Source organism: Glycomyces sp. NPDC048151 (assembly GCF_043202775.1).
Taxonomy (GTDB): domain Bacteria; phylum Actinomycetota; class Actinomycetes; order Mycobacteriales; family Micromonosporaceae; genus Glycomyces.
Genome location: NZ_JBIDBB010000001.1, coordinates 509307 through 535437, shown reverse-complemented (window position 1 = coordinate 535437; position 26131 = coordinate 509307). Strand labels below are relative to the sequence as shown.

The following is a 26131-nucleotide window of genomic DNA, read 5'->3' as shown; positions in this document are numbered from 1 at the left end:
GAAGCGCGAGCCGAACGGTGAGCCTGAGAACGAACGGCGCGGATGCCCGACGGGCATCCGCGCCGTTCGTTCTCAGACTTGCAGCGGTTCGTTCAGGCGGTCCGGCTTCCAGCTTCTGCGCGCTGCGACGACGAGTGAGGAGAGGGCCAGGGAGCCGATCAGGTAGGCCGCCAGGACGAGCAGCGCCCTCACCACGTGGGCGGTTTCGCCGCCGCTGATGGTGACGCGGAGCGCGTCCACTACGTAGCTCATCGGCAGTAGCGGGTGCAGGACCTGGAAGAACTTCGGCGTCGTCTCGACCGGGTACAGGCCGCCCGCGCTCGTCAGCTGCAGCATCAGCAGCACGACGAGGAGAAGGCTCCCGGCGGTGCCGAACGCCAGCTTGAACAGGTGCGCCATGGCCGTGAACGTCAGGATCACCAGGATCGACAGGCCCACCGTGTCGAGGGCGTCCTTCGGGTCGAGGCCCAGACCGAGCTCGACCGCCAGGTAGAGGACGAGCGCCGAGAGGATCCCGAGGAACGCGCCCGGCAGCCAGCCGCCGAGCGCGATCGGGACGGAGCGCAGCGGCCCGGCCAGCGCCCGGCTGTTCACCGTACGCAGTACGAGGTAGCCCATGAGGCCGAAGACCCACAGTGCGATGGCGATGAAGAACGGTGCGAGGCCGCGGCCGTAGGTGCCTGCGGGGTTGAGGTTCTCCTCGTCGATGGTGACGGGGCTGCCGTAGGCCTCGGCGTTGTCGGCGTCGTCGGCCGGGTTGGTGCTGGGGACGGATTGGGCGGCGGTGGTGAGGGAGTTGGCGAGGGTGTCGGCGCCGTCTTTGAGGTCGCCGAGGCCGTCGGCGAGGTCGCCGGCGCCGGTTTGGGCGGTGGCGGCGCCGGTGGCGACCTGGTCGGCGCCGGCGGCGACGTCGGCGGCTCCGGTCTGGAGGGTGGTGAGGTCGGCGGAGGCTTGGTCGAGGGTGTCGGTGGAGGTGCCTTGGACGGTGGTGTTGGCGTTTTGGATGTCGTCGTTGACCTGGTCGGCGTCGTCGATGTAGGTCTGGAGTCGGGCGCAGGCGTCGGGGTCGGCGGTGTCGGCGCCGCAGAGGGTGCTGTAGACGGTGTCGAGGTCGGTGTTGGCGCGGTCGGCGAGGTCGGCGGCGGAGGCGGCGCCGGTCTGGATCTGGGTCCAGTTGTCGGCGAGGGTTTCGACGACGGGTTGGGCGACGCCGACGGCCTGGTCGACGCCGTCGCTGACTTGTTCGGTGCCGTCGGCGACTTGCTGTGCGCCGGTGGTGAGGTCGGCGAGGCCGGTTTCGAGGTCCGCTGCGCCGGTCTGGGCGGTGCCGATGCCTTCGGAGAGCTGGTTCGCGCCGTCGGCGGCCTGGGTGAGGCCTTGGTTGAGTTCGGTGAGGTCGCCGAAGATGGTGGTGGCGAAGGTGACGTAGACGGCGGTGTTGATCTGGTTGCGGAGTTCGGCTTCGACGGTGGAGGCCATGATGCCGGCGACGTAGCCGTTGGCGTCGTTGAGGTCGAATTCGACGGTGGCTTGTTCGGGGTCGGTGCCGGAGAGGCTGGCGAGGCGGGCGGAGAAGTCTTCGGGGACGGTGATGACCATGTAGTAGTCGCCGTCTTCGAGGCCTTGGCGGGCTTGGGCGGCGTTGACGAACTGCCAGTCGAAGATGGGGTCGGCTTTGAGTTGTTCGACGAGTTGGTCGCCGCCGTTGATGGCGGTGGTCTGGCCGTCGGTGTCGACGGTGGCGCCGGTGTCCTCGTTGACGACGGCGACGGGCATGTGCTCGAGCTTGCCGTAGGGGTCCCAGGCGAACCAGAGGTAGAGGCCGCCGTAGACGAGTGGGATGAGGACGATGGCGACGAGGGCGGCGGTGCGGATGGGGTGGCCGCGGAAGCGGCCGAGTTCGGCTGCGGCGAGTTTGAACGGGCTCATTGCTGCGGGTCTCCGTTTCGGCCGCGGCCGTGGCGGCGGGCGTCGGGTGCGGGTGCGGGTTGGGCGCGGAGGTCGACGACGGTGTCGGCGGGCGGGTCGGGTCGGGTGCAGACGGCGAGGACGAGTTGTCCGGCGTCGGCGACGGTGCGGAGGGCGTCGAAGACGCGTTCGGCGCCGCGGGTGTCGAGTCCGGTGTCGGTGTCGTCGACGGCGATGGCGGGGGTGCGGCTGGCGGCGGCGCAGGCGATGGCGAGGCGGATCTGGTCGATGCGGGGGAGGAAGCCGTAGGTGTCGCCGGTGTCGATGTCGACGGCGAGGCGGTCGAGCCAGGCGTTGATGTTGGCGCGGGTGGCGGTGCCTTTGGAGACGGTGGTGGTCTCTTTGATGCAGGTGGCGACGGTGGCGTAGGGGTCGAAGCGGATGGGGGGTCCGGCTTGGGCGATGGTGAAGCGGCGGCGGATCTGGCCGGGTCTGGTCTGGCCGTCGACGCGGAGTTCGCCGCTGCGGAAGGGGAAGCGGCCGGTGAGGGCGAGGAGGAGTGAGGAGCGGCCTTCGCCGCCGTCGCCGCAGAGGGCGACGATCTGGCCGAGTTCGGCGGTGAGGTTGATGTCGGTGAAGACGGGGCCTTGGCGTCCTGCGGCGGTGAGGGCGGTGGCGGTGAGGAAGGGGGTGCGGTCGGGGACGACGGGTTGGATCCGGGTGGGGGTTTCGGCGGGGGTGGCGGGAGTGGTCGGCATGACGGCGGTGTCGCCGGTGGACTGGGCAGCGTCGGGTCCGGGCGGTGGGGTGGTGTCGCCGTCGGCGGGGCGGGTTTCGTCGTGGGGTGCTTCGGGTGCTGGCGCGTTCAGCGAGGTTTGCGAGCCGGCGGGTAGGGCTGCGGGCGGTGCCTGCGGGCCGTCGGTCGGAACGGCGGGTGGTGCCTGCGGGCCGTCGCTTGGCTTCTGCGGTGCTGCTTGCGAGCCGTCAATTGGCCTCTTCGGCGCTGCTTGCGAGCCGTCGGTTGGCACTGCCTCGTCACTCCTGTCGCTCATGGACACTATCCTCACAGGCCGGTGCGCCCGGTTTCGGGCGATTTCGCGGGTTGGTGAACACAAGTATGTTACTCATGAGTAACTTATGTGCGGAGCGAGGCGGCCGTGCTGTGACCGGCGCGTCCCGCGCGCGGCCCTTACAGTTGAGGCATGTCGGAAACGCAAGCAGCGAAACCAGCGGCTCCCCGCCGCGACCACCCGCGAACCCACCACGGCGACACCGTGAACGACCCGTACGCCTGGCTCAAGGACCCCGAGGACGCCGCCACGGTCGAGTACCTCAAGGCCGAGAACGTCCACACCGAAGCGCGCACCGCCCACCTCGCGGCGCTGCGCAAGAGCATCTTCGGCGAGATCAAGTCGCGCACGCAGGAGACCGACCTCTCGGTCCCCGTCCGCAAGCGCGGCTGGTGGTACTACGGCCGCACCGAGGAAGGCAAGCAGTACGGCATCCAGTGCCGCCTCAAGGCCGACGGCGACACGCCGCCCGAGATCGAGCCGGGGACCGCGATCGAGGGCGAGGAGATCCTCGTCGACGGCAACGAGCTCGCCGAGGGCCACGACTTCTTCTCCCTCGGGACCTGCGACGTCTCCCCTGACGGGAACCTGCTGGCCTACGCCGTGAACTACTCCGGCGACGAGCGGTTCACCCTGCGGTTCAAGGACCTGCGGACGGGCGAGGACTTCCCCGACGACATCCCGAACGTGTTCTACGGCGGGTCCTGGTCGCTCGACGGCTCCGTCTTCTTCTACACCAAAGTGGACGACGCGTGGCGGCCGTACCAGGTGTGGCGGCACGTCCTCGGCGAGCACGAGGACAAGGACGTCCTGGTCCACCAGGAGGACGACGAGCGGTTCTGGACCGGGATCGATCTGACCCGCTCCGAGCAGTACCTGTTCATCGTCTCCGGCTCCAAGATCACCACCGAGGTCCGCTACCTCGACGCGGCCGACCCGACCGGCGACTTCCAGGTCTTCGGGAACGGGCGCGTCCAAGGCGTCGAGCTGTCGGTCGACCACCAGGGCGACCGGTTCTGGGTGCTGCACAACAAAGACGCCGAGAACTTCACCCTCGGGTGGACCCCGGTCGACGACACGACCCAGTTCAACGAGGTCATCGCCCACGACGAAGCCGTCCGGCTCGAGTCGGCGGACGCGTTCGCCGACCACGTGGTGGTGTCGATGCGCCGGGCCGGGCTGTCGCAGGTGGCCATCCTCGATAACGGTCGGTTGACCGAAATCCAGTTCGACGAGCCGCTCTACGCCGTCGGGCTCGGGGACAACCCCGACTACGACTCGCGGCAGATCCGGCTCGGCTACACGTCGCTCGTCACGCCGTCCTCGGTGTACGACTACGACATCGACGCCGCCGAACTGCACCTGCGCAAGCAGACCCCCGTCCTCGGCGACTTCGACCCCGCCGACTACGTCCAGTACCGGGAGTGGGCGACGGCGGCGGACGGCACGAAGGTGCCGATCTCGATCGTCGCCAAGCAGGGCGTCACCGCCGACGGCACCGCCCCCTGCCTGCTGTACGGGTACGGCTCCTACGAGCACTCCATCGACCCGTACTTCTCGATCGCGCGGCTGAGCCTCCTCGACCGCGGCGTGGTCTTCGCGATCGCGCACATCCGCGGCGGCGGCGAGATGGGCCGGCACTGGTACGAGCAGGGCAAGCTGCTCCACAAGCGCAACACGTTCACCGACTTCGTCGACTGCGCCGAGCACCTCGTCGACGTCGGCTGGGCCGCGCCCGACCGGATCGTCGCCCGCGGCGGGTCCGCCGGCGGCCTCCTCATGGGCGCCGTCGCCAACCTCGCCCCCGAGCGGTTCGCGGGCGTCCTCGCCGATGTCCCGTTCGTCGACGCGCTCAACACGATCCTCGACCCGACGATGCCGCTCACCGTCATCGAATGGGAGGAGTGGGGCAACCCGCTCGAGTCCGCCGAGGTCTACGAGTACATGAAGTCGTACTCGCCCTACGAGAACGTCAGCGACGTGCGGTACCCGTCGATCCTGGCCGTGACCAGCCTCAACGACACCCGCGTCGGCTTCCACGAGCCCGCCAAGTGGATCGCGAAGCTCCGGTACGAGAGCCCGGAGTCCGACGTGCTGCTCAAGACCGAGATGGAGGCCGGCCACGGCGGGCGCTCCGGACGGTACGACGCGTGGGAGGAAGAGGCGTTCAACCTCGCCTGGGTGCTTGACAAGCTGGGCGCAGCCCAGATTGCCTTGGCAGAGTAGCTGGGCGCAGCCCAGCCTGCATTGGCGCAGTAGCGGCCCTATCAGGCAGTGAGGCCCGGTCCCGTGAGCGTTCACGGGGCCGGGCCTTCCGCTATTCGGGGTGCTCGTCGTCCTCCTGCGGGACCTCGCGGCGCTGCTCGGCCGCGTCCGCCGGATCGACCTCGTCCGGCAGCGCCTCCGGCTCCTCGACGGCCGCCTCCGGATCGTCCTCGGCCGGGGGCTCCGCCGAGTCCGCCAGGTCGAACTCGGACAACTCGCCGGACTCGTCCGCCCATTCCTGGTGATAGTTCATATAACCCACGGTAGACGCGCCCGAAGCCGCCCGGCCAGTGAACCACCAGGTAGCCTGAGTTATGCCTTCACACGGCTGTGGGCAATACTTCATCTCGACGCAATAGTTCGAGGCCATCAGACAGCGGCGTCTGGGCACCGCCCCCGGTCGGGGAGCAATCAACGACTTGTCTAAGGAGCAGGCAGCATGCCTATCGCAACACCCGAGGAATACAACGAGATGCTCGACCGGGCGAAGGCTGGCTCCTTCGCCTACCCGGCCATCAACGTGACCTCGACCCAGACGCTCAACGCCGCGCTCGCCGCGTTCGCCGAGGCCGAGTCCGACGGCATCGTCCAGGTCTCCACCGGCGGCGCCGAGTACCTCTCCGGCCCCACCATCAAGGACAAGGTGACCGGCTCCGTGGCTCTCGCCGCCGCCGCGCACGAGATCGCCAAGAACTACCCGGTCAAGGTCGCCCTCCACACCGACCACTGCCCGAAGAACAACCTCGACTCGTTCGTGCGCCCCCTCCTCGCCATCAGCGAAGAGCGCGTCGCCCGCGGCGAGCTCCCCCTCTTCCAGTCCCACATGTGGGACGGCTCCGCCGTGCCGATGGCCGAGAACCTGGAGATCGCCCAGGAGCTCCTCGCCCGCACCGCCAAGGCCAACATCATCCTCGAGATCGAGATCGGCGTCGTCGGCGGCGAAGAGGACGGCGTCGAAGCCGAGATCAACGAGAAGCTCTACACCACCGTCGAAGACGGCCTCGCCACCGTCGAAGCGCTCGGCGCCGGCGAGAAGGGCCGCTACATGACGGCCCTGACCTTCGGCAACGTCCACGGCGTCTACAAGCCCGGCAACGTGCACCTGCGCCCGGAGATCCTCAAGGAGATCCAGGACGCCGTCGGCGCCAAGGTCGGCAAGGACAAGCCCTTCGACCTCGTCTTCCACGGCGGCTCCGGCTCCACCGCGCAGGAGATCTCCGACGCGGTCGACCACGGCGTCATCAAGATGAACATCGACACCGACGCCCAGTACGCGTTCACGCGCCCCGTCGTCGACCACATCTTCAAGAACTACGACGGCGTGCTCAAGGTCGAGGGCGAGGTCGGCAACAAGAAGGCCTACGACCCGCGCGCCTACGGCAAGCTCGCCGAGGCCGGCATGGCCGCCCGCATCGTCGAAGCCTGCCAGCAGCTCCGCTCCGCCGGCAACAAGATCAAGTAAGACGAAGCACGGCTTCACGAGCCCGGACCGTTCTCACGGTCCGGGCTCGGTCCTTTCCGCGGATCCACATCCCGCTACGTCGCCGTATCACTTCATGTGTCCAAATTGTTCTTGAGCGGACCAGGAACTCGCAGGTCAACGATGTGAGACTTCTGTTGACTCGACCGTGTCGAAGTCGTTACGATGCAGGCCCCTGTTCTCACACCGGCCTCCACAGGAACATACATGCTCTCGCCCCTCGGGATCGACACAGAAACACAGCGGCTCTACCTCGCCATGCTCGCGTACCCCGACCGCGGCGTGGACGACCTGACCCGGATGCTCGGCATCGACCGGTCCGCTGTCACCAACGCACTCGAGACCCTCGCCAGGGCCCGACTGGTGGAGACCGGCTCCGAGGACACAGGAGGCTGGCGAGCCGTCGACCCGCGGGTCGGACTCCTGACGTTGATGGACTCGCAGCAGGCGGTGCTGGAGGCACAGCAGAACCAGCTCGCGGAGGCCCGCACCGAAGTCACCGAACTGCTACTCGATCTTAACGCCCACAAGGACTTCGCACCGCTCACCATCGGTGTCGACCGGGTCATCGGAGTCCCGGCGGTGCGTGAACGCATCGCGCAGATATCGCAGTCGTGCCAGATCGAGGTGTGGTCGTTCAACCCTGGAGGTCCGCAGACCGAAGCCGGGCTGACCGCCGCCCGCACCCTGTCGCAGGAGACCCTCGACCGCGGTATCGACATGCGCTGCGTCTACTTGGAGAGCGCCCAGAACGAGGAACTGACGCGCCAGCACGTGCAGTGGATCGCCGAGCAGGGCGCACAGGTGCGGCTCGCGCCTTCGCTGCCGAACCGGATGCTGATCGTCGACCGGCGGATCGCAGTGGTGCCCATCGACAACGAGGACTCCGCCTACGGAGCGCTGATCATCTCCGAGCCGGGCCTCGTCGCGAATCTCGTCGCCCTCTACGGCTGCTACTGGAAAAGCGCTCGGCCGCTCGGCGCGCGCAAGCGGCGCGACGAGAACGGCCTCTCGAAGCAGGACCTCGACGCGGTTCGACTGTGGGCGCAGGGCCACACCGACGGATCGGTGGCCAGGAAACTCGGAGTCTCCGAACGCACCGTCCGCCGCCTGCACGACCGCTTGACGGCGTACCTCGGCTCATCAAGCCGATTCCAGACCGGGGCACTGGCCGTGACGGAAGGGCTCGTCGAACCGAGTGACCTCATCTAGCCTCGCGGATGCGGGTGATCGTCCAGCCGCTTGCGGGAGCCGCGGCGACCAGGGCCCGCCGGATGAGCAGCGCGGTGTCCGCGGCGGGCGCGCACGGCTCGGTATGGCTCATGTAACAGCAGATCGCCATCGCATCAGAGCTGGTCCGCTCGATGAAGACATGTTCCACCTCTGTCGTGGAGGAACTCTCGGAGACGACTGCGCCGACCACTGCCTCCATTTCCGGAGACCGGTCGGCGAATTGCACATCGATGACCCACAGTTTCATGGAACATCCACCGCACGGCCTATCCTGAGCCGGGCTGAGAACGCTGCGCGACGCGCACGGCTACTCCCAAATCCAGTCACCCGCGGTCGATACAGCAGCGGCGTCGACCGTAGCGGCCTCGACGACGGTGGCCTGGGCCAGCGCGAACAGGGCTGCGAGAGCGATCACGGAGGCGGCGATCTGGCGCATCGGGGTTTCCCTTCAAAGGTTCGAATCCGCTTTTCGGATTCAATTCGTTCTGTAGGAACCTTCTCGCGAAAACTGCATCGGCGACAGTGGCCAAAACTGTCCATGGCCGGTTCAGGACACCTCGGAATTTCTTGTCATGAATCGGCCAAGACCTTTATGAGGCCGAAAGTGACCACTAGCGAAGACGGTTTCAGTGGGACAAGATTTCGTCATCGAACACCGCGATCGAAGTCAATTCATTTCGCGTATCTCCCTCGAAGACGAAAAGGAAACGGTCATGAAGTCGCTCAGCCGCCGCCAGATCAACAAGTCCCTCCTCGCGATCCCCGGTGTCGCATTGGTCGGTTCGGCCGCCGCCGCCTTGGTGGCTTCTCCTGCCGCAGCGGCATCCACTAAGGGAGGTTCTATCGGCACGACGGAAATCGTGAACCGCGCCAAGAACTGGCTCTCCCGCGATATCCAGTACAGCCAGACGAACTACGCCACGGATGTCGAGGGGAACGACTCGTACCGTACGGACTGCTCGGGCATGATCTCGATGGCATGGCATGCCACCGACAACTCCTTTTGGACCGGCAGCAACTGGGGTTCCATCGCGAGCACGGTCAGCAAGGGCTCGATGCGTCCCGGCGACGCGCTCATCACGACTTCGAACGGCCACGCGGTCATGTTCATGAACTGGATCGACAAGGCCGCGGGCAAGTTCAAGTTCATCCACATGTCGAACCCCAATACCGACATGGTCACCGGCACCGGCTACACCGGCGGCAACATCTCGAGCTACTCGGCCGGCTCGTACACGGCCTGGCGCTACGACAAGTCGTTCGACGACACCGTGGCTGTGGCGCGCGACTGGAACATGCAGATGCTGGTGAACTCCGTTTCCGGGTCCTTGGAGCACAAGATGCGTTTCAACAGCGGTTCCTGGGGGGAGGGGTTCGGCTATGTGGAGGGCCAGTCCGGCGACCAGGGCGTGCCCGCCGCGATCGCGGCGGCGGGAATGTACGACGATCTGCATGTGGTCATCGCCAACGGCGACGACACCGTAACCCACTGCGTGCGTGACGCGGACGGCTCGTGGACGCCCTTCCGCAACGTCGAAGGGCAGGTCGGCTCGATCTCCTCGATCACCAGCATCGCGGCCACCTCTGCCGGGTCGCAACTGCACGTCGTGGCCGTCTGCGCGGAGGGGCTTCGCCACACCTTCCGCAACCATGACGGGTCCTGGCAGGAGAGCGGCTGGGGGAACGTCGAGAACGCGGCGGGCACGCTGCCCGGTACCAAGACGAAGGTCGCCGCGACCCGGATCGGCACGACGCTCCACGTCGTGGTCGTCGCCGGCGGCTACGTCCGCCACTGCTCTCGGACCGAAGGCGGCGACTGGAGTGCGTGGGGCAATGTCGAGAACGTCGCCGGCGAGATCGGGACGATCACCGACGTGGCCGTTGCGGGCGTCAACGGCGAGATCCAGATCATCGCCCAGACCTCCGCGAACGCGCTCTACCACACCCTCCGCAACGCAGCAGGCTCCTGGCAGAACTTCATCAAGCTCTCGGACTTCTCGTCGTTCGTCCCCGAGTCGATCTCCATGACTGAAGTGGACGACGACATGCAGTTCGCCATCGTCACGTCCAGTGGTTCCATCAAGCACACGATCCGGTACGCCAACGGCTCGTGGCAGGAGAGCCCCGGCACGGTCAGCCTGTCGGGCCTTTCGGGGGGCGCCGCCGCGCAGCTCGCCATCACCGGTGCGCTCGACTAGCACCGAACACGCATGAGCGGGCCCGGCGCAGATCGCCGGGCCCGCTTGCCGTTCAGGTCCTGCTGTCTGATCGGACCGTGAGCCCACCCGCGGGCCACTTCGAAAGCGACCTCGAACAGCGGGGACACATGGAGACCGCACGGCCTGGTAGATGTGGACGATGACGTTCAACGTGCGAATCGCCCTCTGGTTCCCGCTGCTCATCGGCAGCGTCCTCGGCACCGCCGGCGTCGCCAGCGCGGTCTCCGGTTACCGCAGCGGCGACCGGTTCGACCTGGTGTGGGGTGTCAGCGCGGTGTGCTGCGTGGCCGTGATGCTGGTGGTCGTGTTCCGCGGCTTCTCGCTCGTCACGATCACGCCCGAGCGCTTGCGCAGCCGCACGCGCATGGGCGTCCACTCCGTCGCCCTCCACCCGACCGACCGGCTGTACATCTGGGACGACCGGCTGTTCGTCTTGCACGCCAACGGGCACTCGAGCGAGATCCCCGTCTACCGGATCCTCTTGCGTGACGCCGACTGGCAGCGGTTCAACGCCGAAGTCGCCCGCCGCTGGGCGCCGCCGCCCCACATGCCGCGGTGAGACGCGGAAGCGGGGCGGCAGTCGAAAGACTGCCGCCCCGCTTCGGTTTGCCTTGGGTTACTTGGCGAACCAGACGGTCGCGCCCGCGGGGAGGGTGCCGTTCTCCAGGGGGGTGCTGGCGAGGAGGACCTCGGTGCCGTAGCCGGCGACCGGGACGGGTTCGTCGCTGAAGTTGGTGACGCAGACGAGGGCGCCGTTGTCGAACGCGAACGCGTCGTCGCCGGGGTCGGCGAGCCAGGTCAGGTCCGTGACGGAGCCGCGCAAGGTCTTGCGGAGGTTGATGGCGGCCCGGTAGAACTCGAGCGTGGAGCCGTCGACGCCGTCCTCGGCCTCGACCGAGCGGTCCGCCCAGTCGGCCGGCTGGGGCAGCCAGGAGCCGCCGGTGCCGAAGCCGAGGGAGTCGCCTTCGCGGGTCCACGGGAGCGGGACGCGGCAGCCGTCGCGGCCGATCTGCTCGCCGTTGGTGCGGAAGAACGTCGGGTCTTCGCGGACCTCTGCCGGGAGGTCGAGCACTTCGTTGAGGCCCAGTTCCTCGCCCTGGTAGACGTACACGACGCCGGGGAGGGAGAGGAGGAGCTGCGTGGCGGCCTTCGCGCGGGCCAGGCCGACCTCGCCGCCGCCGTAGCGGGTGACGTGGCGCTGGACGTCGTGGTTGGAGAGGACCCAGGTGCAGGGGGCGCCGACGCCGGCGTTGTTGGCGATCTCCGCGTCGATGGCCTTGCGGAAGTCCGCGGCCTTGAACGGGGCCAGGACGAGGTCGAAGTTGAACGCCTGGTGGAGCTCGTCGGGGCGCAGGTAGAGGGCCCGGCGCTCGGCCGAGTCCGTCCACGCCTCGGCGACGAAGATCCGGTCGCCCTCGTACTCCTCGATGATCGGGCGCCAGGTGCGGTAGATGTCGTGCACGCCGTCCTGGTCGAAGAACGGGGCCAGGGTGGTGCCGATCATCTCGATCGTGCCGTCCCCGCCCGTGTCGGGCAGGCCGTCGGCCTTGACCATGCCGTGGGCGACGTCGATGCGGAAGCCGTCGACGCCCCGGTCGAGCCAGAAGCGGAGGATCGACTTGAACTCCTCGTGGACTTCCGGGTTCTCCCAGTTCAGGTCGGGCTGGGTGGCGTCGAAGAGGTGCAGGTACCACTGCTGGCCGTCGTCGGTCTTGGTCCAGGCCGGGCCGCCGAAGATCGACTGCCAGTTGTTCGGCGGGGTGTCCGGCTGCGCGGGGTCGACGTCGCGGAACCAGTACCGGGCGCGCTCAGGTGAGCCGGGGGCCGCGGCGAGGGCGGCCTTGAACCAGGCGTGCTCGGAGGAGGTGTGGTTCGGGACGAGGTCGGCGATGAGGCGGATGCCGTGCTCGTGGGCGGTCTCCAGCATCCGGTCGAAGTCCTCGAGGTTCCCGAAGCGCGGCTCGATGGCCCGGTAGTCCGAGACGTCGTAGCCGGCGTCGTTCTGGGGCGAGGCGAAGAACGGCGAGAGCCAGATGGCGTCGACGCCGAGCTCGGCGAGGTAGGGGATGCGGGAGCGGATGCCCTCCAGGTCGCCCATGCCGTCGCCGTTCGCGTCGGCGAAGGAGCGCGGGTACACCTGGTAGATGACCGCGTCGCGCCACCATTGTTGGCTCATCGGTTGGTTCCCTTTCAGTCTTCTCGGGGCGCCGCACCGGTGGAACCGCGTACGACGAGTTCGGGTCGGAAGAGGTATTCCGAGTTCGGGGTGGGTTGCCCGGCGATCTCGTCGAGCAGTGCCCGGGCGGCGGCGGTGGCGATGTCGCGCACCGGCTGCCGCACGGTCGTGAGCGGGGGGTTGGTGTGGGCGATGAGGGGCGAGTCGTCGTAGCCGACGACGGAAAAGTCTTGCGGGACGTTGAGGCCGCGCTCCTCGGCGGCGCGGATCGCTCCCAGCGCCATCATGTCGGAGCCGCAGACGACGGCGGTCGCGCCGCGGTCGATGAGGCGCGACGCGGCGGCGTGCCCGCCCTGCTCGCCGAAGAGGGTGAGCTCGATGAGCTCGGGGCCGACGCCCTGCATCGCGGCGCGGTAGCCGGAGATCTTGCGCCGCACGGGCCAGTACCGGTCGGGGCCGGAGACCAGGCCGATCTTCTTGTGGCCGAGCCCGGCGAGGTGCTCCACGGCGATGCGCGCGGCGACGGAGTCGTCGCAGGAGAAGGACGCCGCCTCGACGCCCTCGGGGTGGCCGGTCACGAACGCGACCGGGAGGCGCTTGTCCTTCAGCTCCTGGTAGCGCTCGGTGCTCGCGGTGGTGTCGGCGTGGAGGCCGGACACGAAGATGATCCCCGCGACAGCCCTTTCACGGAGCATCTCGACGAACTCGTCCTCCGAGACCCCGCCGGGGGTCTGCGTGCAGAGCACGGGGGTGTAGCCGGAACCGGCGAGCACATTGGAGATCGTCTGCGCGTAGAGCGGGAAGATGGGGTTCTCGAGCTCGGGCACGACGAGGCCGATGAGGCCGATTGCGTGCTTCCGCAGGGCCTGGGGGCGTTCATAACCGAGCACGTCGAGGGCAGTGAGGACGGACTGTCTGGTCTGCTGACCGACCCCGGGTTTGTCGTTGAGGACCCGGGACACCGTAGCCTCACTGACCCCGGCCTGCCGGGCGATGTCAGAGAGTCGAAGCCGCATGATGACAGCGTAGCCTATCTGAAATTTGGCAACAGTTTGGTTGCAAGGGTTTCCTGTTTCTGAAACATCTTGCTAACCTTCTAGGGAGTTCGGGGCGCGAGCCCCCGGTCACCGGCCCCCGCCCCGGGGCCCCTCAATGAGGAGAGAACAGACATGCGTAGAAGGACCCTGGGTATCACCGCCGTCTCGGCCGCCGCCCTCGGCGCGGCCGCCGCCTGCGGTTCCGACGACGGCGACTCGTCGTCCGAGGAGACCACCGCGTTCTCCGGCGAACTGGTCATCTGGGCCGACGAGACCCGCACCCCCGTCCTCAAGGAGTTCGTCAAGAACTTCGAGAAGGAGGTCGGCGTCAAGGTCACCGTCGAAGAGCACGTGGAGACCCTCCGCGAGGACTTCCTCGCCGCCGCCGAACAGGGACAGGGCCCCGACATCGTCGTGGGCGCGCACGACTGGTCCGGCCAGCTCGCCGCCGACGGCGTCATCGCCCCCATCACCCTCGCCGAGGACAAGAAGGCCGCCCTCAACGAGACCGCCGTCAAGGCGTTCACCGTCGACGGCCAGGTCTACGGCGTCGCCTACGCGATCGAGAACATCGGCCTCATCCGCAACACCGACCTGGTCCCGACCGCCCCCGCCACCTTCGAAGAGCTCGTCGAGCTCGGCAAGGCCGCCGGCACCCAGGAAGTCCTCACCGTCGAGACCGGCGTGGACGGCAACGCCTACAACGCCTACCCGCTGTTCGCCTCCATGGGCGGCTACCTGTTCAAGGACGACGGCACCGGCACCCTCGACCCGAACGACGTCGGCGTCGACTCCGAAGGCGGCATCGCCGCGTTCGAGAAGTTCGCCCAGCTCGGCAAGGACGGCGTCCTCAAGACCACCATCGACGCCACCAACACCATCCCGTTCTTCGTCGACGGCAAGACCGCCCTCATGATCTCCGGCCCGTGGGCGCTCACCGACGTCCAGACCGCCGGCCTCAACTACGAGGTCACCGCGATCCCCGGCTTCGAGGGCCAGGGCCCGGCCTCCCCGTTCCTGGGCGTCCAGGGCTTCTACGTCTCCAAGACCGCCGCGAACGCCGTCTTCGCCCAGGAGTTCGTCACCAACTACGTCCTCACCGAGGACCTGCAGCTCGCCCTCGCCGAGGCCGGAGGCCGCCTCCCGGCGCTCACCGCCGCCGCCGAGGCCTTCTCGGCCGACAACGCCGACGTCCAGGGCTTCGCCGCCGCCGGCGAGAACGGCGTCCCGATGCCGAACATCCCCGCGATGAACTCCGTCTGGGAGCCCTTCGGCCGCGCGCAGGCCGACGCGATCGACCAGGTCATGCCGGGCGAAGAGGCCGCCAAGACCGCCGCCCAGGCGATCCGCGACGCCGTCGCCGCCTCCTAACCAGCCGGAAAGCCTCGACGAGCGAAGGAACGCATACGTGCTCGACCAACGTTCCCGGACGGCCGGCTCTGCCACCGCCGCGGGTCTGATCATCAAGATCGCAGTGCTCGCGGTGGTCGCGGCGCTGGCCGTCTGGGCGGCGTTGCCGCTCATCGCCGCCGAGGCCTGGTGGGGCCTCGCCCTGGAGGCTCTCGTAGCCGCCGTCCTCTTCTACGTCTACCTCCAGAAGCGGGCCATCCAGCTCAAGTACCTCATCCCCGGCACCCTGCTGCTCCTGGCCTTCCAGATCCTCCCGGTCGTCATGACCGTCGGCACCTCCTTCACCAACTACGGGGACGGGCACCGCGTCGACAAGGAGCAGGCGATCGAGGCGATCGTCGCCGCGGGCGTCCAGCCGACCGGCGGCGCCACCTACCTCTTCTCCGTCGGCGAGTCCTCCACCGGCGAGCTGACCCTCCTGCTCACCGACCAGGAGGACGGCAGCACCTGGGCCGGAACCGAAGAGGGCCTCACCGAGCTCGACGGCGCCACCCTCGACGCCGCCGGGCGCGTCACCGCCGCCCCCGGCTACACCGTCTGGACCCTCCAGGACCTCAACGAGCGCCAGGCCGAACTCGCCGAACTCGCCGTCCCCACCGGGCCCGAGTCCGGCATCAAGGTCCAGGGCCTCTCCGCCTTCGAAGGCACCTCCACCAGGTCCTACTCCGAGGCCTGCGACTGCATCACCGACTCCGCCACCGGCACCGTCTGGACCGCCGACAACGAGACCGGCACCTTCCTCACCGAGGACGGCGACGCCGCGCTCGTCGGCTGGCGCGTCAACATCGGCGCCGACAACTACCTCGACGTCCTCACCGACCCCGACATCCGCGGCCCCTTCCTCGGGGTCTTCACCTGGAACATCATGTTCGCGGCCGCGTCGGTCCTGTTCACGTTCGCGATCGGCCTCGGCACCGCCATGGCCCTCAACAAGCCCTCGATGCGCGGCACGAAGCTCTACCGGACCTTCATGATCCTGCCGTACGCCATGCCGTCCTTCGCGATGCTGCTGGTTTGGGCGCAGATGTTCAACCGCGACTTCGGCCTCATCAACGAGCTGTTCAACCTCAACGTGAACTGGTACGGCGGCACCTGGTCGGCCAGGGCGATGGTCATCATCGCCAACACCTGGCTCGGCTGGCCCTACATGTTCCTCATCTGCCTCGGCGCGCTCCAGGCGCTCCCGTCCGACTCGCTCGAGGCCGCGAAGATCGACGGCGCGACGGGCGTGACCGCCTTCCGCAAGATCACGCTGCCGCTGCTGCTCATCGCCCTCACGCCGCTCCTGATCTCCTCGTTCGCGTTCAACTTCAACAACTTCAACGCGATCGAGCTGCTCTCGGGCGGCAACCCGTTCACCGCCGGCGACGCCGTCGGCGGCACCGACATCCTCATCACCTACGCGTTCCGGCAGGCCTTCGGCGCCTCCAGCGCCGACTACGGCTTCGCCAGCGCGATCAGCGTGTTCATCTTCCTCATCGTCGCCACCATCTCGGCGTTCATGTTCCGCTTCACCCGCAACCAGGAGGACGTGTACTCATGACGGACAACGTTCCCTTGCAGCGCAAAGGCAGGCACCCGTTCCTGAAGTGGGCGGGAGACACCGGCTGGCGGCACGTCGTCGCCATCGCGGTCCTGGTGTTCGGGCTGGTCCCGATCGTCTACGTGGTGTCGGCGGCGTTCAACCCGAACGGCACCATGTCCTCGACGAGCCTGCTGCCGACCGAGTTCGGGCTGAACAACTTCCAGAAACTGTTCACCGACGACAACGTGCCGTTCGCGTCGTGGTTCATGAACTCGCTGGTGATCGCGATCCCGGCGGCGTTCATCTCGATCTTCATCTCGTCGCTCGCGGCGTACGCGTTCAGCCGGTTCCGGTTCAGGGGCCGCCGCCCGATGCTCTTGTTCCTCCTGCTCATCCAGATGTTCCCGGCGTTCCTGGCCGTGGTGGCGCTGTACCTGATCTTCGGCAGCCTCGGCGAGTACTACCCGATCGTCGGCCTGAACACGAAGCTCGGCCTGATGCTGGTGTACATGGGCGGGGCGCTGGGCGTCTCGACGTGGCTGATGAAGGGCTTCTTCGACACGATCCCGAAGGAGCTGGACGAGGCGGCGACGATCGACGGCGCGACGCACGCGCAGATCTTCTTCGGCATGATCCTGCCGCTGGCGGCGCCGATCATCGCGATCTCGGGGATCCTGGCGTTCGTGGGCACGATGAACGACTTCGTGCTGGCGAGCCTGTTCCTGACCGACCGGCCGGAGATGACCCTCGCGGTGGGGTTGAAGACGCTGACGGCGGACAACTCGCCGGCGAGCTACTTCGGGATCTTCGCGGCGGGGACGCTGCTGACCTCGGTGCTCACGGTGGGCGTGTTCATGAGCCTGCAGCGCTATATCGTCTCCGGCCTGACGGGCGGAGCGGTGAAGGGCTAGCGGCTACGAGAGACCAACTGCTCGACACAACAAATCCTGTCCCCCAGGGCAGGTGAACGAAGGCCCGGATTCTGGAGAGCCTCCCTCTCCGGGGTCCGGGCCTTTTTCGTGCCTGGGGCTACCAGTGCGGGGGGCGTTCGGCGAGGAGGTCGAGGTCGCGGGCCGAGAACTCGGACTTGCGGGGGCGGCGTACGGGGGTCTCGCCCCAGCCACGGTCGGTGTCGTCGGAGGTCTGGTCCGGGAGCACGGAGAAGTCCTCGTCGAGCTCTACGGAGCGTTCGTCGTCGGAGACTGCCATGTCACCGACTGTACTTCAGGGACACCCGGCCGCGGCAACGAAGAGGCGGCCTTGGCGAAGCTTGCGAGCCATAAATTTGCCCTGAACACCCGGTGAACGGGTGTTCAGGGCCTTTCCGGGTGTGCAGGCTAGGCCTGGCCGACGAGTTCGTACCCGGCCTCGTCGACGGCTTCGCGGACGGCGTCGTCGGTGAGGGGGGTCTCGCTGGTGACGGTGACCTTGCCGGTCTCGAGGACGACGGCGACGTTCTGGACGCCGGGGAGGGCGGTGAGCTCCTGGGTGACGCTGCCGACGCAGTGGCCGCAGGTCATGCCCTTGACTTCGTAGACGGTCTCCATTGGTTCTCCTTCGGTGGGCGCGGTGGTGTTCAGGTTCTGAGCAGTCGGGCCACCGCGTCCGAGGCCTCTTTGACCTTGGCTTCGGCGGCGGTCGGGTCACCCGAGGTCTGCGCTTCGGCGACGCAGTGGGCCAGGTGGCCTTCGAGGAGGTTGAGCGCGACGGCCTGGAGCCCCTTGGTGGAGGCGGAGATCTGGGTCAGGATGTCGATGCAGTACTGGTCGTCGTCGACCATCCGCTGGATGCCCCGGATCTGGCCTTCGATGCGCTTGAGGCGGCGGGTGATGGCCGCCTTGTCGCCGTGGTACCAGTAGTGGTCGTGGCCGTCGTGCGCGGGCGAACCCTCGGTCGGCTCCGCTGTGTCGGTCGGTTCGTTCGCCATGTTCGTTTCCCTCCGGTCGCCAGTCTATACCCCTTAGGGGTATCTCGGCAACTGCTCGTCAGCTCAGTGCAGCGGCCCGTAGTATTCCGTGCCATTGTGTGAAAAATTCTCCCCCCGCCCTTGTCAAGGGCCACAAGGGCCTCTAACGTGAACCCGTCGCGTCGGAAACTCGGGGGCACCCCGCACCCGCCGAGCGGCACCGCCGAGTCGGAGGGGCACCCCAGTCCCACTGAACCGGGGAACCAGCAGTCGGCGTCCAACGCAGAGCCGACGGGGTGAATCGCGTCCCCGGGCGCGTAGGGCGACCCTTCCTTCCGCCCGAACCCGACAGCTAACCCGGTAGGCGGCCAAAGGAAGGAGCGCCTCCCTGGTGCGTACCCGGCGAATCACTGCCGCCGTCATGGCCGCAGCACTGATCCCCGTGACCGCCTCGCTGTTCACGACCTCTTCGGCGAACGCGCAGACGAGCGAGGAGATCCAGGCCGAGATCGACGAGCGCCACTCCGAGCTCGAGAAGGTCATCGAGGACTACAACGCCAAGCGCGAAGAGCTCGACGACGCCAACCGGCTCATCGCCGAGATCGAGGCCCAGCTGCCCGACCTCGAAGCGTCCACCGCCGCCGCGAACGAGGCCCTCGCCGAATACGCCGCCTCGGCGTACACCGCGGGCGACTTCGCCATGGTCAACTCCGTGCTCGCCGGCGACCCCGCCGACTTCGCCGACCGCCTGATGTACCTCGACAACCTCACCGCCGCCGAGAACGAGGCGCTGCAGGCGAACCTGACCCAGGTCCAGGAGCTCGAGACCCGCAGGACGGAACTGGAGACGCTCAAGGCGAGCGCCGACGAGATCCTCGGGGACATCGAGAAGCAGCAGGAGGAGATCGAGGACGAGATCGCCGCCCTCGAGGAGGAGTACGACGACGCGTACGCCGAGGAGAACCCCGAGCCCGACTGGGGCGACTACACCGGTTCCTCCGGCGTCGTCGACTTCGCGTACGACCAGCTCGGCGACCCGTACGTGTACGGCGCGGCCGGGCCGGACGAGTGGGACTGCTCCGGCCTCACCCAGGGCGCGTGGGGCGCGGTCGGCGTCTCGCTCTCGCACAACACCGAGATGCAGTGGAACGAGACCGCGCGTATCTCCCGCGACGAGCTCCAGGAAGGCGACCTCGTCTTCTACAACGGCCTGAGCCACGTCGCCATCTACATCGGCGGCGACCAGATCATCCACGCCCCCAACTCGACCACCGTCGTCAAGATCGCCGACATCGACATCATGGGCATCGACGGGTACGGGCGCCCCTAGCGGCAGCGGAAGCTCCCCCGGGCCCGGCGGGGCCCGGGACGCAGACTCCCCGGCGGCGGCACCGGCGGTCCCGATTGCTGACCCTGCTGCTGACCCGCAATGCGCCGATACCGCCGTCGGGGACTGATTTCATAGTAGAGAAACCCGTGCGGGCCGATCCTTCGGCCCGCACGGGTTTCGTTTCATACCAAGACGTTTCGGGGGCTACTCGACCTCGGGCGCGGTGAACTCCCAGTCGAAGCGCTCGTACCGGCCCGTGCCGCCCTTCTGCCACGGCTTCGGGCCCGTCAGCGGACGGTAGCCGATGCCCATGGCGTGCAGGCGGTCCAGATGCGCCTCGAGCCGGTCCAGGACCGGGTTCGCCTCGCGCACCTGCTGACCGGTCCACGCGACCTCGGCGAACACCGCCAGGCGCGGGAACGCCGCGTACTCCACGTCGCGCGGCTCGGGCAGGTACTCCGACCACAGCTGCGCCTGGACGCCGAGGATCCTGGAGGCGTCGATGCCCGGCGGGACCGGGTCCCACTCGGCGACCTTCGCGATCGGGGTCAGGCCGTGGATGCGAAGGCGCTCTTCGGGATCGTCGCTCTCGTAGTGGTCGAAGTACACGTGCGTCTGCGGGCTCACCAGCACCTCGTGCCCGGCCTCCAGGGCCTTCTCCACGTAGGCCTCGTTGCGCCACACCTGCACCGCGGCGTCCGCGGGCGCGCCGCCGTCGAGGATCTCGTCCCAGCCGATCACCCGCTTGCCCATGCCCGTGAGGTGGTCGCAGAACGCCTTCGTGAACCACGCCTGCACGCCGCGCACGTCGGTGATGCCCTCGCGCTCCATGAGCTCGCGCGCGACCGGCGACGACTCCCACTGCGTCATCGGCACCTCGTCGCCGCCGATGTGCACGAACGGGCCGTCGAAGACCTCCCCGATCGCCGTGTACGCCTCCAGCGCGAAGTCCAGCGCGGCCTGCGTCGGCTCCAGGACCTCCTCGAACACGCCGAACGTCCCGGAGACCGACTGGTCCTGCCCCGCCCCGAGCTCGGGGTAGGCGGCGAGCACCGCGCGGGCGTGGCCCGGCAGGTTCACCTCGGGGACGATCATGATGTGGCGCTCGCGCGCGTACGACGCGATCTCGCGCAGGTCCGAGACCGAGAAGTGGCCGCCGTGCGGCGTCCCGTCGTAACCCGCCTCGGTGCGGGCGTGGCCGAGCTTCGTCTCCGGCCGCCACGACCCGACCTCGATGAGCTTCGGGCGCGAGGGCACCTCGAAACGCCACCCCTGGTCGTCGTTGAGGTGCAGGTGCACGACGTTGAGCCGGTGCAGCCACGCCCGGTCGATCATCTTCAGCACGAAGTCCTTCGGCTGGAAGTGCCGCACCACGTCGAGCATGACGCCGCGCCAGCGCAGGCGCGGCTCGTCCCGGATCGCGACGAACGGGAGCACGGGCTCGGCGGCGGGGGCCTCGCGGAGCGCGTCTGCGGGGAGGAGCTGGCGCAGGGTGGCGATGCCGCGGGCGATCCCGGCGGGGTGGGCGGCGACGAGGTCGACGCCGTCGGCCGTGACGTCGAGGCGGTAGGCCTCGGCGGCGGTCGTGAAGTCCTCGGGGCGGTCGCCTTCGAGGGCGAGGCGCAGGACGCGGCCTCCGGCGGCGTCTTCCGCGGCGGCCTGCACGACCGGGAGGCGCAGGCCGGTGCCCCGGTTGAGGAGGTCGGAGAGGAGCCAGGCCAGGGGGTGCAGCCCGGGGTCGGCGCTGATGGCGCTGAGGATGCTCAAGTCGAGGTCGCCGTCTGCGGCGTTGAGCTGCTGCGGCTGCGGGATCAGCGAGATGCGGCGCTGCATGTGCGGGGGCTCCTGTGCTGGTTGTGGCGCTGTTCGGCTCGCGCGGCTTCGCGGGCCCGGGGGGTGTGCGGGGGCGGTGCGCCGCCCCCACCGAATTAGTTCAGTTTATTTATAATATAGGGCCGCGCCGCGGTCGGCCAGTGCTGAGAGCGTTTTCGCTCCCTTCCCGGCCGACCGCGGCGCGCGGCCTTGCTCTTCTTTTTGCGGTACTGCGGCCTAACGGACCACCGGCAGCTGCTGCGTGCGGTCGATGTCCGAACCGTCCCGCTGCTTGTTGATCGGCAGCGGCGCCGACTCCGACTCGAAGACCCCCAGCGACGCCGGGGACTCGTAGCCGCTACCTGCCGAAGGCAGGTCGAAGCTCGACCCGCTCGACGACGACCCGGCGGACGACCCCGCGAGCGTCGGCTCCTCCTCGCCCGAGACCAGGCCCAGCTGGCGGCGCAGGTCCGTCAGGTTCGAGCCCGCACTGTCGCGCTGGCGCGAGAGCGCCTCGACCTCTTCGGCGAGCGGCTGCACGCGCTCGGCGGCGCGCTCCTCCGCGTTGCGGCGCAGGCGGTCCGCCTCCTTCACCGCGTCGGCCTTGACGACCTTCGACTGCTCGACGGCGCGCTGCAGCGCGTCCTTCGCCTGCTGGTCGGCCTCCTCGCGGCGCTCCACCGAGCGGTTCTCGGAGCTGCGGGCCCGCTCCTCGGCGAGCGCGAGCCGATCCTCGGCCTCCGAGACGATCCGCTGCGCGGTCGCGATGGCCTGCTGGTGCCGGTCGGCCTCCTCCTTCTGGGCGCGCTCGCGCCGGTCGGCCTCGGCCAGGATGAGCTCCTGGGTCTTCTTCTTGCGGTGCTCGGCGGCCTCGGCGAGGAGCCGCTGCGCGGCGTTGCGCTGCTCGTCCGACTCGCGGGCGGCGTGCGCCTTGAGCTCGGTGACCTCGCGCTCGGCCGTGGCCCGCTGGACCGCGATCTCGCGTTCGGCCTGCGAACGGGTCTTCTCGGCCTCGGCCCGCGACTGGCTCTGCGCGGTCTGCGCCTCGCGGTGGGCGTCGGCCAGGGCCAGGTCGTGGTTGCGGCGGGCGTTCTCGCGCAGCTCGGTCGTCTCGTTCACCGCGCGGGCGCGGATCTCGGTGACGTCCTGGTCGGTCGTGGCGGTGATGTCGGCGGCCTCGGCGTGGGCGGTGCGCATCATCGACTCGGCCTCGGCGCGGGCCTCGTTCAGCATCGCGGCGGCCTGGCGCTTCGCGTCGGCCTTCTGGACGCCCGCGTCCTGCTCGGCGGCGCGCAGGATCTTCTCGACGCGCGCGCCGAGCCCGGCCAGGGTCGGGGCCTCGGCCTCGGCGATCTGCGTGGCGCGGTCGGCGACGCGCCGCTCCAGGGCGGTGATGCGCTCCTCGGCGCGGCGCAGCTGCGTCTCAGCGGCCTCCAATGCCCGCGACGCCTCGTCGCGGTGCTGCTCGTGGGTCTTGATGTTCTGGTACAGCCGGGAAGTGAACTCTTCGACCTGATTGCGGTCGTAGCCGCGCATGGCGACAGCGAATTCGGGCCCGGATTCCTCGAAGAATTTCGACATGGTCTTCCAGAGTCACAGGAAACGGTTGATGAATCATGATCACGCCTGAAGGGCCCGAAACCGGAGACGAACACGCCCGCGCCGCGTGTCGCGCCGAAAACGTCTAGAAGTAGAAAAATGAAAGGGCCTCAACCAGAGTCGCAACCCTGGCGAGGCCCTCTACTGTGTTCGACGCGTTAGCGGAGCTTGTCGGTCTCGTCGTAGAAGTCGCCCATGATCTCCTCGAGCAGGTCCTCCATGGCGACCAGGCCCGTGACCTCGCGGTCCGCGCCCGTCACGAGCGCGAGCTGCGCCCGCTGGCGGCGCATGAGCGCCACCGCCGCGGCAACGGTCGTCTCCGCGCCCACCAGCAGCGGCGCGGCGGCCAGGTCGGCGACCGCGGCCCCCGGCTCGGCCTGCACGGCCTCGCGCACGTGGACGAGGCCGACCGGGCGCTCCTGCGCGTCGACCACGACCAGGCGCGAACGGCCCGTGTCGCGGCTGCGCTCCTCCGCCTGCACCGCAGTGGAACCGGCCTTGATCGTCACGACCTCAGGCCACGGGATCGACAGCTCGCCGACCGGACGGCGCTGCACTTCGATGGCGTGCGTGAGCATCTGGTGCTCAGGCTCGCCGAGCACGCCCGCCTCGGCCGAGGACCGCAGCAGGTACCGCAGCTCCTCCGGCGAGTGCGCCTGCGCCTTCTCGTCGGCCGGCTCGACCTTGAACGCCCTCAGGATCGCGTTCGCGCCGTGGTTGAGGCCCAGCAGGATCGGCTTCGTCAGCCACACGTAGCCGGTGAACGGCCAGATCAGCGCCATCGCCGACGACTCGGGGTGGGTGATCGCCCACGACTTCGGCATCATCTCGCCCACGACCATGTGCAGGAACACGACGACGAGCAGCGCGATCGCGAACGCGATCGGGTGCGCCGCCGACTCGAGCCCGACGGCCTCCAACGGGACCTCGATCGCGTGCGCCAGCGCCGGTTCGGCGAGCGCGCCGAGGCCGACGGTGCACGCGGTGATGCCCAACTGGGCGCCCGCGAGCATGAGCGACAGGTTCCTGGTGCCGCGCAGGGCGGCGCGGGCGGCGCGGGAGCCGTCCTGTTCGAGCCGGTGCTGCCGGGAGGCCACGAGGGCGAACTCGGCGGCGACGAAGAACGCGTTGGCGGCCAGGAGGAGTACGGAGATCAGCAGTGCGGGTCCGGTGCTCACGCGTCCACCTCCGCCGAGGCTTCGCCCACGGGCGCGGGCCGGAGCTCGATCGCCTGCGGCACATGACGTGCGCAGGAGACGACCACGAGTTTCACGGTGCGCGGGGCCGGGTCGGCCAGGCCGTCGCCGTCCGCGTCGTAGATGCGGTCGCCCGGGACGGTGTCCACTTCGACCGTGTCCCCGGGGTGGGCGATGCGGCCGAGCAGGGCCATCACGAGGCCCGCGATCGTCTCGTAGTGCTCGCCTTCGGGGAGTTCGATGCCGGTGGCGTCGGCGACCTCGTCGATGCGCCAGCGCCCGGGGATGAGCCAGGCGCCGCCCGCGAGCGAGACCGGGACGGCTTCGAAGCGGTCCTGCTCGTCGCGGATCTCGCCGACGAGCTCCTCGGCGAGGTCTTCGAGGGTGACGATCCCGGCGAAGCCGCCGAACTCGTCGACGACGCACGCGAGCTGGCGGTGCTGGCTGCGCATGCGCTCCAACAGGGTGGGGAGCGGCAGGGACGCGGGGACGAGCAGGGCCGGGTCGGCGACCTGGCCGACGGTCACGGTGCCGCGGTCCTCGCGGGGGACGCCGATGATCTGGCTGATGCCGACGACGCCGCGCAGGTCGTCGACGTCGTCGCCGACGACCGGGAAGCGCGAGTGGCCTCCGGCGAGCGCCTCGACGGCGTCGGCGACGGTGGCGTCGGCGGGGAGGGTGTGGACGTTGACGCGCGGGGTCATGGCCTGGTCGGCGACGGTGGTGGTGAAGTCGAGGCCGCGGTCGAGCAGTTCGGACAGGCCCCGGTCGAGGGCGCCCTCGTCGCGGGAGACGTCGATGATGCGGTGGAGGTCCTCGGGGGTGGCGTTGTGCTCGAGCTCTTCGACGGCGTGGATGCCGATGAGCTTGAGGAGCTTGACGGAGGTGACGTCGAAGAAGCGGATGACGGGCCCGAACACGGTCATGTAGGCGCGGGTGGGGGCCGCGAGGGCGAGCGCGAGCGCTTCGGTGCGGGCGATCGCGAGGTTCTTCGGGCCGAGTTCGCCGAGGATCATCTGGACGACGTTGGCGAACACGAACGCGATGGTGACGCCGAGGGTGACCGAGAGCGCGGCGGGGACTCCGGCGACGCCGAGGAGGTCCGCGAGTCCTTGGCCCAGATACGGTTCGGCGAAGAAGCCGACGAAGAGGGCGGTGACGGTGATGCCCAGCTGCGCGCCAGAGAGGACGAAGGAGAGCTGGGAGCAGATCTGGAGGGCCCGGCGGGCGCGGGCGGCGCGGCGGGCGTCGGGGCCGTCGGCGATGTCGTGGAGCTTGGCCCGGTCGACGGCGGTGTAGGCGAATTCGAGCGCCACGAAGAAGCCGGTGGCGGCGGTGACGGCCAGGATGATGACCAGTCCGATGGCTATGAGCATTGCTCACGCCCCTGGTGCCGTGCGGCGGCACTGTTCGGTTCCGTTGCCCGGAGCGGGTCGCCGCTTCCGGGCCGGGGACTTCGATGTCGGGCTCGGCGCGGCTTGCCTGCCGCGATGGAGCGTCGTTTTCGTCGCATGGGCCCGATCTTAACGGGACGGAGCAGGGAGGCAAGCGGTCATCGTTGTTCGCCGCGCCACAAGACGATGTCGGTGGTGCGGCCGAACGGACCGGCCATCGCCTGCAGTTCGGCGAGCTGCGCGCGGGCGCGCTGGAGTTCGCGGGCGAGCTCCTCGACGGCGGCCCCAGCCTCGGCGCGCACGGCCTGGACCTCGCGTTCGAGGTCCATGATCCGCTTGATCCCGGCGAGGTTCACGCCCTCGTCCTGGGACAGGCGCTGGATCTCGCGCAGGCGCGTGACGTCGCGGACGGAGTAGCGGCGGCCGCCGCCCGGTGTGCGGGCGGGTTCGACGAGGCCGAGCCGGTCGTACTGGCGGAGGGTCTGCGGGTGCATCCCGGCCATCTCGGCGGCGGCCGAGATCGCGAGGATCTTGGCGTCGTAGTCGATCTCGTCGCCGCTGCCGCCGGGGA

24 protein-coding genes and 1 riboswitch are annotated in these 26131 nt (G+C 68.8%); of the genes, 9 read left to right on the top strand and 15 right to left on the bottom strand.

Annotated elements, in window-relative coordinates:
* Positions 1-72: 72 nt before the first annotated feature.
* A complete protein-coding gene (locus ACGGCP_RS02490) occupies positions 73-1929 on the bottom strand; it encodes a YhgE/Pip family protein (RefSeq protein ID WP_392959961.1) in 1857 nt (618 codons plus the stop codon).
* Positions 1926-2666 carry an ATP-binding cassette domain-containing protein gene (locus tag ACGGCP_RS02485; protein WP_392959959.1) on the bottom strand — a complete coding sequence of 247 codons (741 nt, stop codon included), beginning with the start codon at positions 2664-2666 and terminating at the stop codon, positions 1926-1928. Before ACGGCP_RS02485 ends, ACGGCP_RS02490 begins: the two co-directional genes overlap by 4 nt.
* 444 nt (positions 2667-3110) lie before the next feature.
* On the opposite strand from ACGGCP_RS02485, the gene ACGGCP_RS02480 reads away from it, so the two are divergent.
* On the top strand, positions 3111-5204 hold the full coding sequence (locus ACGGCP_RS02480) for a S9 family peptidase (protein ID WP_392959956.1): 2094 nt from the start codon (positions 3111-3113) through the stop codon (positions 5202-5204).
* A gap of 91 nt (positions 5205-5295) precedes the next feature.
* Here the strand turns inward: ACGGCP_RS02480 and ACGGCP_RS02475 are convergent, their stop codons facing one another.
* Positions 5296-5496 (bottom strand): hypothetical protein, encoded by a 201-nt coding sequence (locus tag ACGGCP_RS02475; RefSeq protein WP_392959954.1) that lies wholly within the window; start codon positions 5494-5496, stop codon positions 5296-5298.
* Positions 5497-5682: 186 nt separating this feature from the next.
* Between ACGGCP_RS02475 and fbaA the strand changes: the two genes are divergently transcribed.
* Positions 5683-6705: a class II fructose-bisphosphate aldolase gene (gene fbaA, locus ACGGCP_RS02470; RefSeq protein ID WP_392959951.1), complete on the top strand. Its 1023-nt coding sequence runs from the start codon at positions 5683-5685 to the stop codon at positions 6703-6705.
* Between the two features lie 225 nt (positions 6706-6930).
* Complete coding sequence (locus ACGGCP_RS02465; RefSeq protein WP_392959948.1) at positions 6931-7935, top strand: helix-turn-helix domain-containing protein; 1005 nt, start codon at positions 6931-6933, stop codon at positions 7933-7935.
* On the opposite strand, the gene ACGGCP_RS02460 is transcribed toward ACGGCP_RS02465, so the two are convergent.
* Positions 7928-8203 (bottom strand): hypothetical protein, encoded by a 276-nt coding sequence (locus ACGGCP_RS02460; protein WP_392959945.1) that lies wholly within the window; start codon positions 8201-8203, stop codon positions 7928-7930. The genes ACGGCP_RS02465 and ACGGCP_RS02460 overlap by 8 nt on opposite strands.
* 60 nt (positions 8204-8263) lie before the next feature.
* Positions 8264-8392, bottom strand: coding sequence for a hypothetical protein (locus ACGGCP_RS02455; protein WP_392959942.1), 129 nt, complete (start codon positions 8390-8392; stop codon positions 8264-8266).
* A gap of 277 nt (positions 8393-8669) precedes the next feature.
* Between ACGGCP_RS02455 and ACGGCP_RS02450 the strand changes: the two genes are divergently transcribed.
* Entirely contained in the window at positions 8670-10154 is a 1485-nt protein-coding gene (locus ACGGCP_RS02450) for a hypothetical protein (RefSeq protein WP_392959939.1), read from the top strand.
* Positions 10155-10314: 160 nt separating this feature from the next.
* Positions 10315-10734, top strand: coding sequence for a hypothetical protein (locus ACGGCP_RS02445; protein WP_392959937.1), 420 nt, complete (start codon positions 10315-10317; stop codon positions 10732-10734).
* 57 nt (positions 10735-10791) lie between these two features.
* Here ACGGCP_RS02445 and ACGGCP_RS02440 read toward each other — a convergent pair whose 3' ends face one another.
* The gene (locus ACGGCP_RS02440) at positions 10792-12351 is read right to left on the bottom strand and encodes a glycoside hydrolase family 13 protein (protein WP_392959935.1); all 1560 of its coding nucleotides are present in this window, start codon (positions 12349-12351) and stop codon (positions 10792-10794) included.
* A gap of 14 nt (positions 12352-12365) precedes the next feature.
* Positions 12366-13367: a LacI family DNA-binding transcriptional regulator gene (locus tag ACGGCP_RS02435; RefSeq protein ID WP_392959932.1), complete on the bottom strand. Its 1002-nt coding sequence runs from the start codon at positions 13365-13367 to the stop codon at positions 12366-12368.
* 153 nt (positions 13368-13520) lie between these two features.
* Here ACGGCP_RS02435 and ACGGCP_RS02430 point away from each other — a divergent pair, with 153 nt between their 5' ends.
* From ACGGCP_RS02430 to ACGGCP_RS02420, 3 genes are read left to right on the top strand one after another with little or no spacing between them, the layout of a single operon-like run.
* Positions 13521-14759: an extracellular solute-binding protein gene (locus ACGGCP_RS02430; protein WP_392959929.1), complete on the top strand. Its 1239-nt coding sequence runs from the start codon at positions 13521-13523 to the stop codon at positions 14757-14759.
* A gap of 37 nt (positions 14760-14796) precedes the next feature.
* Positions 14797-16341: an ABC transporter permease subunit gene (locus tag ACGGCP_RS02425; protein WP_392959926.1), complete on the top strand. Its 1545-nt coding sequence runs from the start codon at positions 14797-14799 to the stop codon at positions 16339-16341.
* Positions 16338-17234, top strand: a complete 897-nt coding sequence (locus ACGGCP_RS02420) for a sugar ABC transporter permease (protein ID WP_392959923.1) — start codon at positions 16338-16340, stop codon at positions 17232-17234. The genes ACGGCP_RS02425 and ACGGCP_RS02420 overlap by 4 nt, the downstream gene beginning before the upstream one ends.
* Before the next feature lie 118 nt (positions 17235-17352).
* Here ACGGCP_RS02420 and ACGGCP_RS02415 read toward each other — a convergent pair whose 3' ends face one another.
* The 3 genes from ACGGCP_RS02415 to ACGGCP_RS02405 all read right to left on the bottom strand — a co-directional run bounded on the left by ACGGCP_RS02415 (position 17353) and on the right by ACGGCP_RS02405 (position 18250).
* Complete coding sequence (locus ACGGCP_RS02415; RefSeq protein ID WP_392959920.1) at positions 17353-17532, bottom strand: hypothetical protein; 180 nt, start codon at positions 17530-17532, stop codon at positions 17353-17355.
* Positions 17533-17660: 128 nt separating this feature from the next.
* Positions 17661-17903 (bottom strand): heavy-metal-associated domain-containing protein, encoded by a 243-nt coding sequence (locus ACGGCP_RS02410; protein WP_392960425.1) that lies wholly within the window; start codon positions 17901-17903, stop codon positions 17661-17663.
* Positions 17900-18250, bottom strand: a complete 351-nt coding sequence (locus ACGGCP_RS02405; RefSeq protein ID WP_392959917.1) for a metal-sensitive transcriptional regulator — start codon at positions 18248-18250, stop codon at positions 17900-17902. Before ACGGCP_RS02405 ends, ACGGCP_RS02410 begins: the two co-directional genes overlap by 4 nt.
* Before the next feature lie 190 nt (positions 18251-18440).
* A riboswitch (cyclic di-AMP (ydaO/yuaA leader) is annotated at positions 18441-18612 on the top strand.
* 8 nt (positions 18613-18620) lie between these two features.
* Between ACGGCP_RS02405 and ACGGCP_RS02400 the strand changes: the two genes are divergently transcribed.
* Positions 18621-19559, top strand: a complete 939-nt coding sequence (locus tag ACGGCP_RS02400) for an NlpC/P60 family protein (RefSeq protein WP_392959914.1) — start codon at positions 18621-18623, stop codon at positions 19557-19559.
* A gap of 204 nt (positions 19560-19763) precedes the next feature.
* On the opposite strand, the gene ACGGCP_RS02395 is transcribed toward ACGGCP_RS02400, so the two are convergent.
* From ACGGCP_RS02395 to ACGGCP_RS02375, 5 genes are all read right to left on the bottom strand, one after another.
* A complete protein-coding gene (locus ACGGCP_RS02395; protein WP_392959912.1) occupies positions 19764-21392 on the bottom strand; it encodes a beta-N-acetylhexosaminidase in 1629 nt (542 codons plus the stop codon).
* A 216-nt stretch (positions 21393-21608) separates the two neighbouring features.
* Positions 21609-22952, bottom strand: coding sequence for a cell division protein DivIVA (locus tag ACGGCP_RS02390; protein WP_392959909.1), 1344 nt, complete (start codon positions 22950-22952; stop codon positions 21609-21611).
* Positions 22953-23128: 176 nt separating this feature from the next.
* Positions 23129-24148, bottom strand: a complete 1020-nt coding sequence (locus ACGGCP_RS02385) for a hemolysin family protein (RefSeq protein ID WP_392959907.1) — start codon at positions 24146-24148, stop codon at positions 23129-23131.
* On the bottom strand, positions 24145-25542 hold the full coding sequence (locus ACGGCP_RS02380) for a hemolysin family protein (RefSeq protein ID WP_392959905.1): 1398 nt from the start codon (positions 25540-25542) through the stop codon (positions 24145-24147). The genes ACGGCP_RS02385 and ACGGCP_RS02380 overlap by 4 nt, the downstream gene beginning before the upstream one ends.
* A gap of 176 nt (positions 25543-25718) precedes the next feature.
* Positions 25719-26063: a heat shock protein transcriptional repressor HspR gene (locus tag ACGGCP_RS02375; protein ID WP_392960423.1), complete on the bottom strand. Its 345-nt coding sequence runs from the start codon at positions 26061-26063 to the stop codon at positions 25719-25721.
* Positions 26064-26131 lie beyond the last annotated feature (68 nt).

Bases quoted from the DNA above. Each gene is read 5' to 3' on its own strand.
- ACGGCP_RS02490 (WP_392959961.1), bottom strand. From the start codon at position 1,929: ATGAGCCCGTTCAAACTCGCCGCAGCCGAACTCGGCCGCTTCCGCGGC.
- ACGGCP_RS02485 (WP_392959959.1), bottom strand. From the start codon at position 2,666: ATGCCGACCACTCCCGCCACCCCCGCCGAAACCCCCACCCGGATCCAA.
- ACGGCP_RS02480 (WP_392959956.1), top strand. From the start codon at position 3,111: ATGTCGGAAACGCAAGCAGCGAAACCAGCGGCTCCCCGCCGCGACCAC.
- ACGGCP_RS02475 (WP_392959954.1), bottom strand. From the start codon at position 5,496: ATGAACTATCACCAGGAATGGGCGGACGAGTCCGGCGAGTTGTCCGAG.
- fbaA (WP_392959951.1), top strand. From the start codon at position 5,683: ATGCCTATCGCAACACCCGAGGAATACAACGAGATGCTCGACCGGGCG.
- ACGGCP_RS02465 (WP_392959948.1), top strand. From the start codon at position 6,931: ATGCTCTCGCCCCTCGGGATCGACACAGAAACACAGCGGCTCTACCTC.
- ACGGCP_RS02460 (WP_392959945.1), bottom strand. From the start codon at position 8,203: ATGAAACTGTGGGTCATCGATGTGCAATTCGCCGACCGGTCTCCGGAA.
- ACGGCP_RS02455 (WP_392959942.1), bottom strand. From the start codon at position 8,392: ATGCGCCAGATCGCCGCCTCCGTGATCGCTCTCGCAGCCCTGTTCGCG.
- ACGGCP_RS02450 (WP_392959939.1), top strand. From the start codon at position 8,670: ATGAAGTCGCTCAGCCGCCGCCAGATCAACAAGTCCCTCCTCGCGATC.
- ACGGCP_RS02445 (WP_392959937.1), top strand. From the start codon at position 10,315: ATGACGTTCAACGTGCGAATCGCCCTCTGGTTCCCGCTGCTCATCGGC.
- ACGGCP_RS02440 (WP_392959935.1), bottom strand. From the start codon at position 12,351: ATGAGCCAACAATGGTGGCGCGACGCGGTCATCTACCAGGTGTACCCG.
- ACGGCP_RS02435 (WP_392959932.1), bottom strand. From the start codon at position 13,367: ATGCGGCTTCGACTCTCTGACATCGCCCGGCAGGCCGGGGTCAGTGAG.
- ACGGCP_RS02430 (WP_392959929.1), top strand. From the start codon at position 13,521: ATGCGTAGAAGGACCCTGGGTATCACCGCCGTCTCGGCCGCCGCCCTC.
- ACGGCP_RS02420 (WP_392959923.1), top strand. From the start codon at position 16,338: ATGACGGACAACGTTCCCTTGCAGCGCAAAGGCAGGCACCCGTTCCTG.
- ACGGCP_RS02415 (WP_392959920.1), bottom strand. From the start codon at position 17,532: ATGGCAGTCTCCGACGACGAACGCTCCGTAGAGCTCGACGAGGACTTC.
- ACGGCP_RS02405 (WP_392959917.1), bottom strand. From the start codon at position 18,250: ATGGCGAACGAACCGACCGACACAGCGGAGCCGACCGAGGGTTCGCCC.
- ACGGCP_RS02395 (WP_392959912.1), bottom strand. From the start codon at position 21,392: ATGCAGCGCCGCATCTCGCTGATCCCGCAGCCGCAGCAGCTCAACGCC.
- ACGGCP_RS02390 (WP_392959909.1), bottom strand. From the start codon at position 22,952: ATGTCGAAATTCTTCGAGGAATCCGGGCCCGAATTCGCTGTCGCCATG.
- ACGGCP_RS02380 (WP_392959905.1), bottom strand. From the start codon at position 25,542: ATGCTCATAGCCATCGGACTGGTCATCATCCTGGCCGTCACCGCCGCC.
- ACGGCP_RS02375 (WP_392960423.1), bottom strand. From the start codon at position 26,063: ATGGCCGGGATGCACCCGCAGACCCTCCGCCAGTACGACCGGCTCGGC.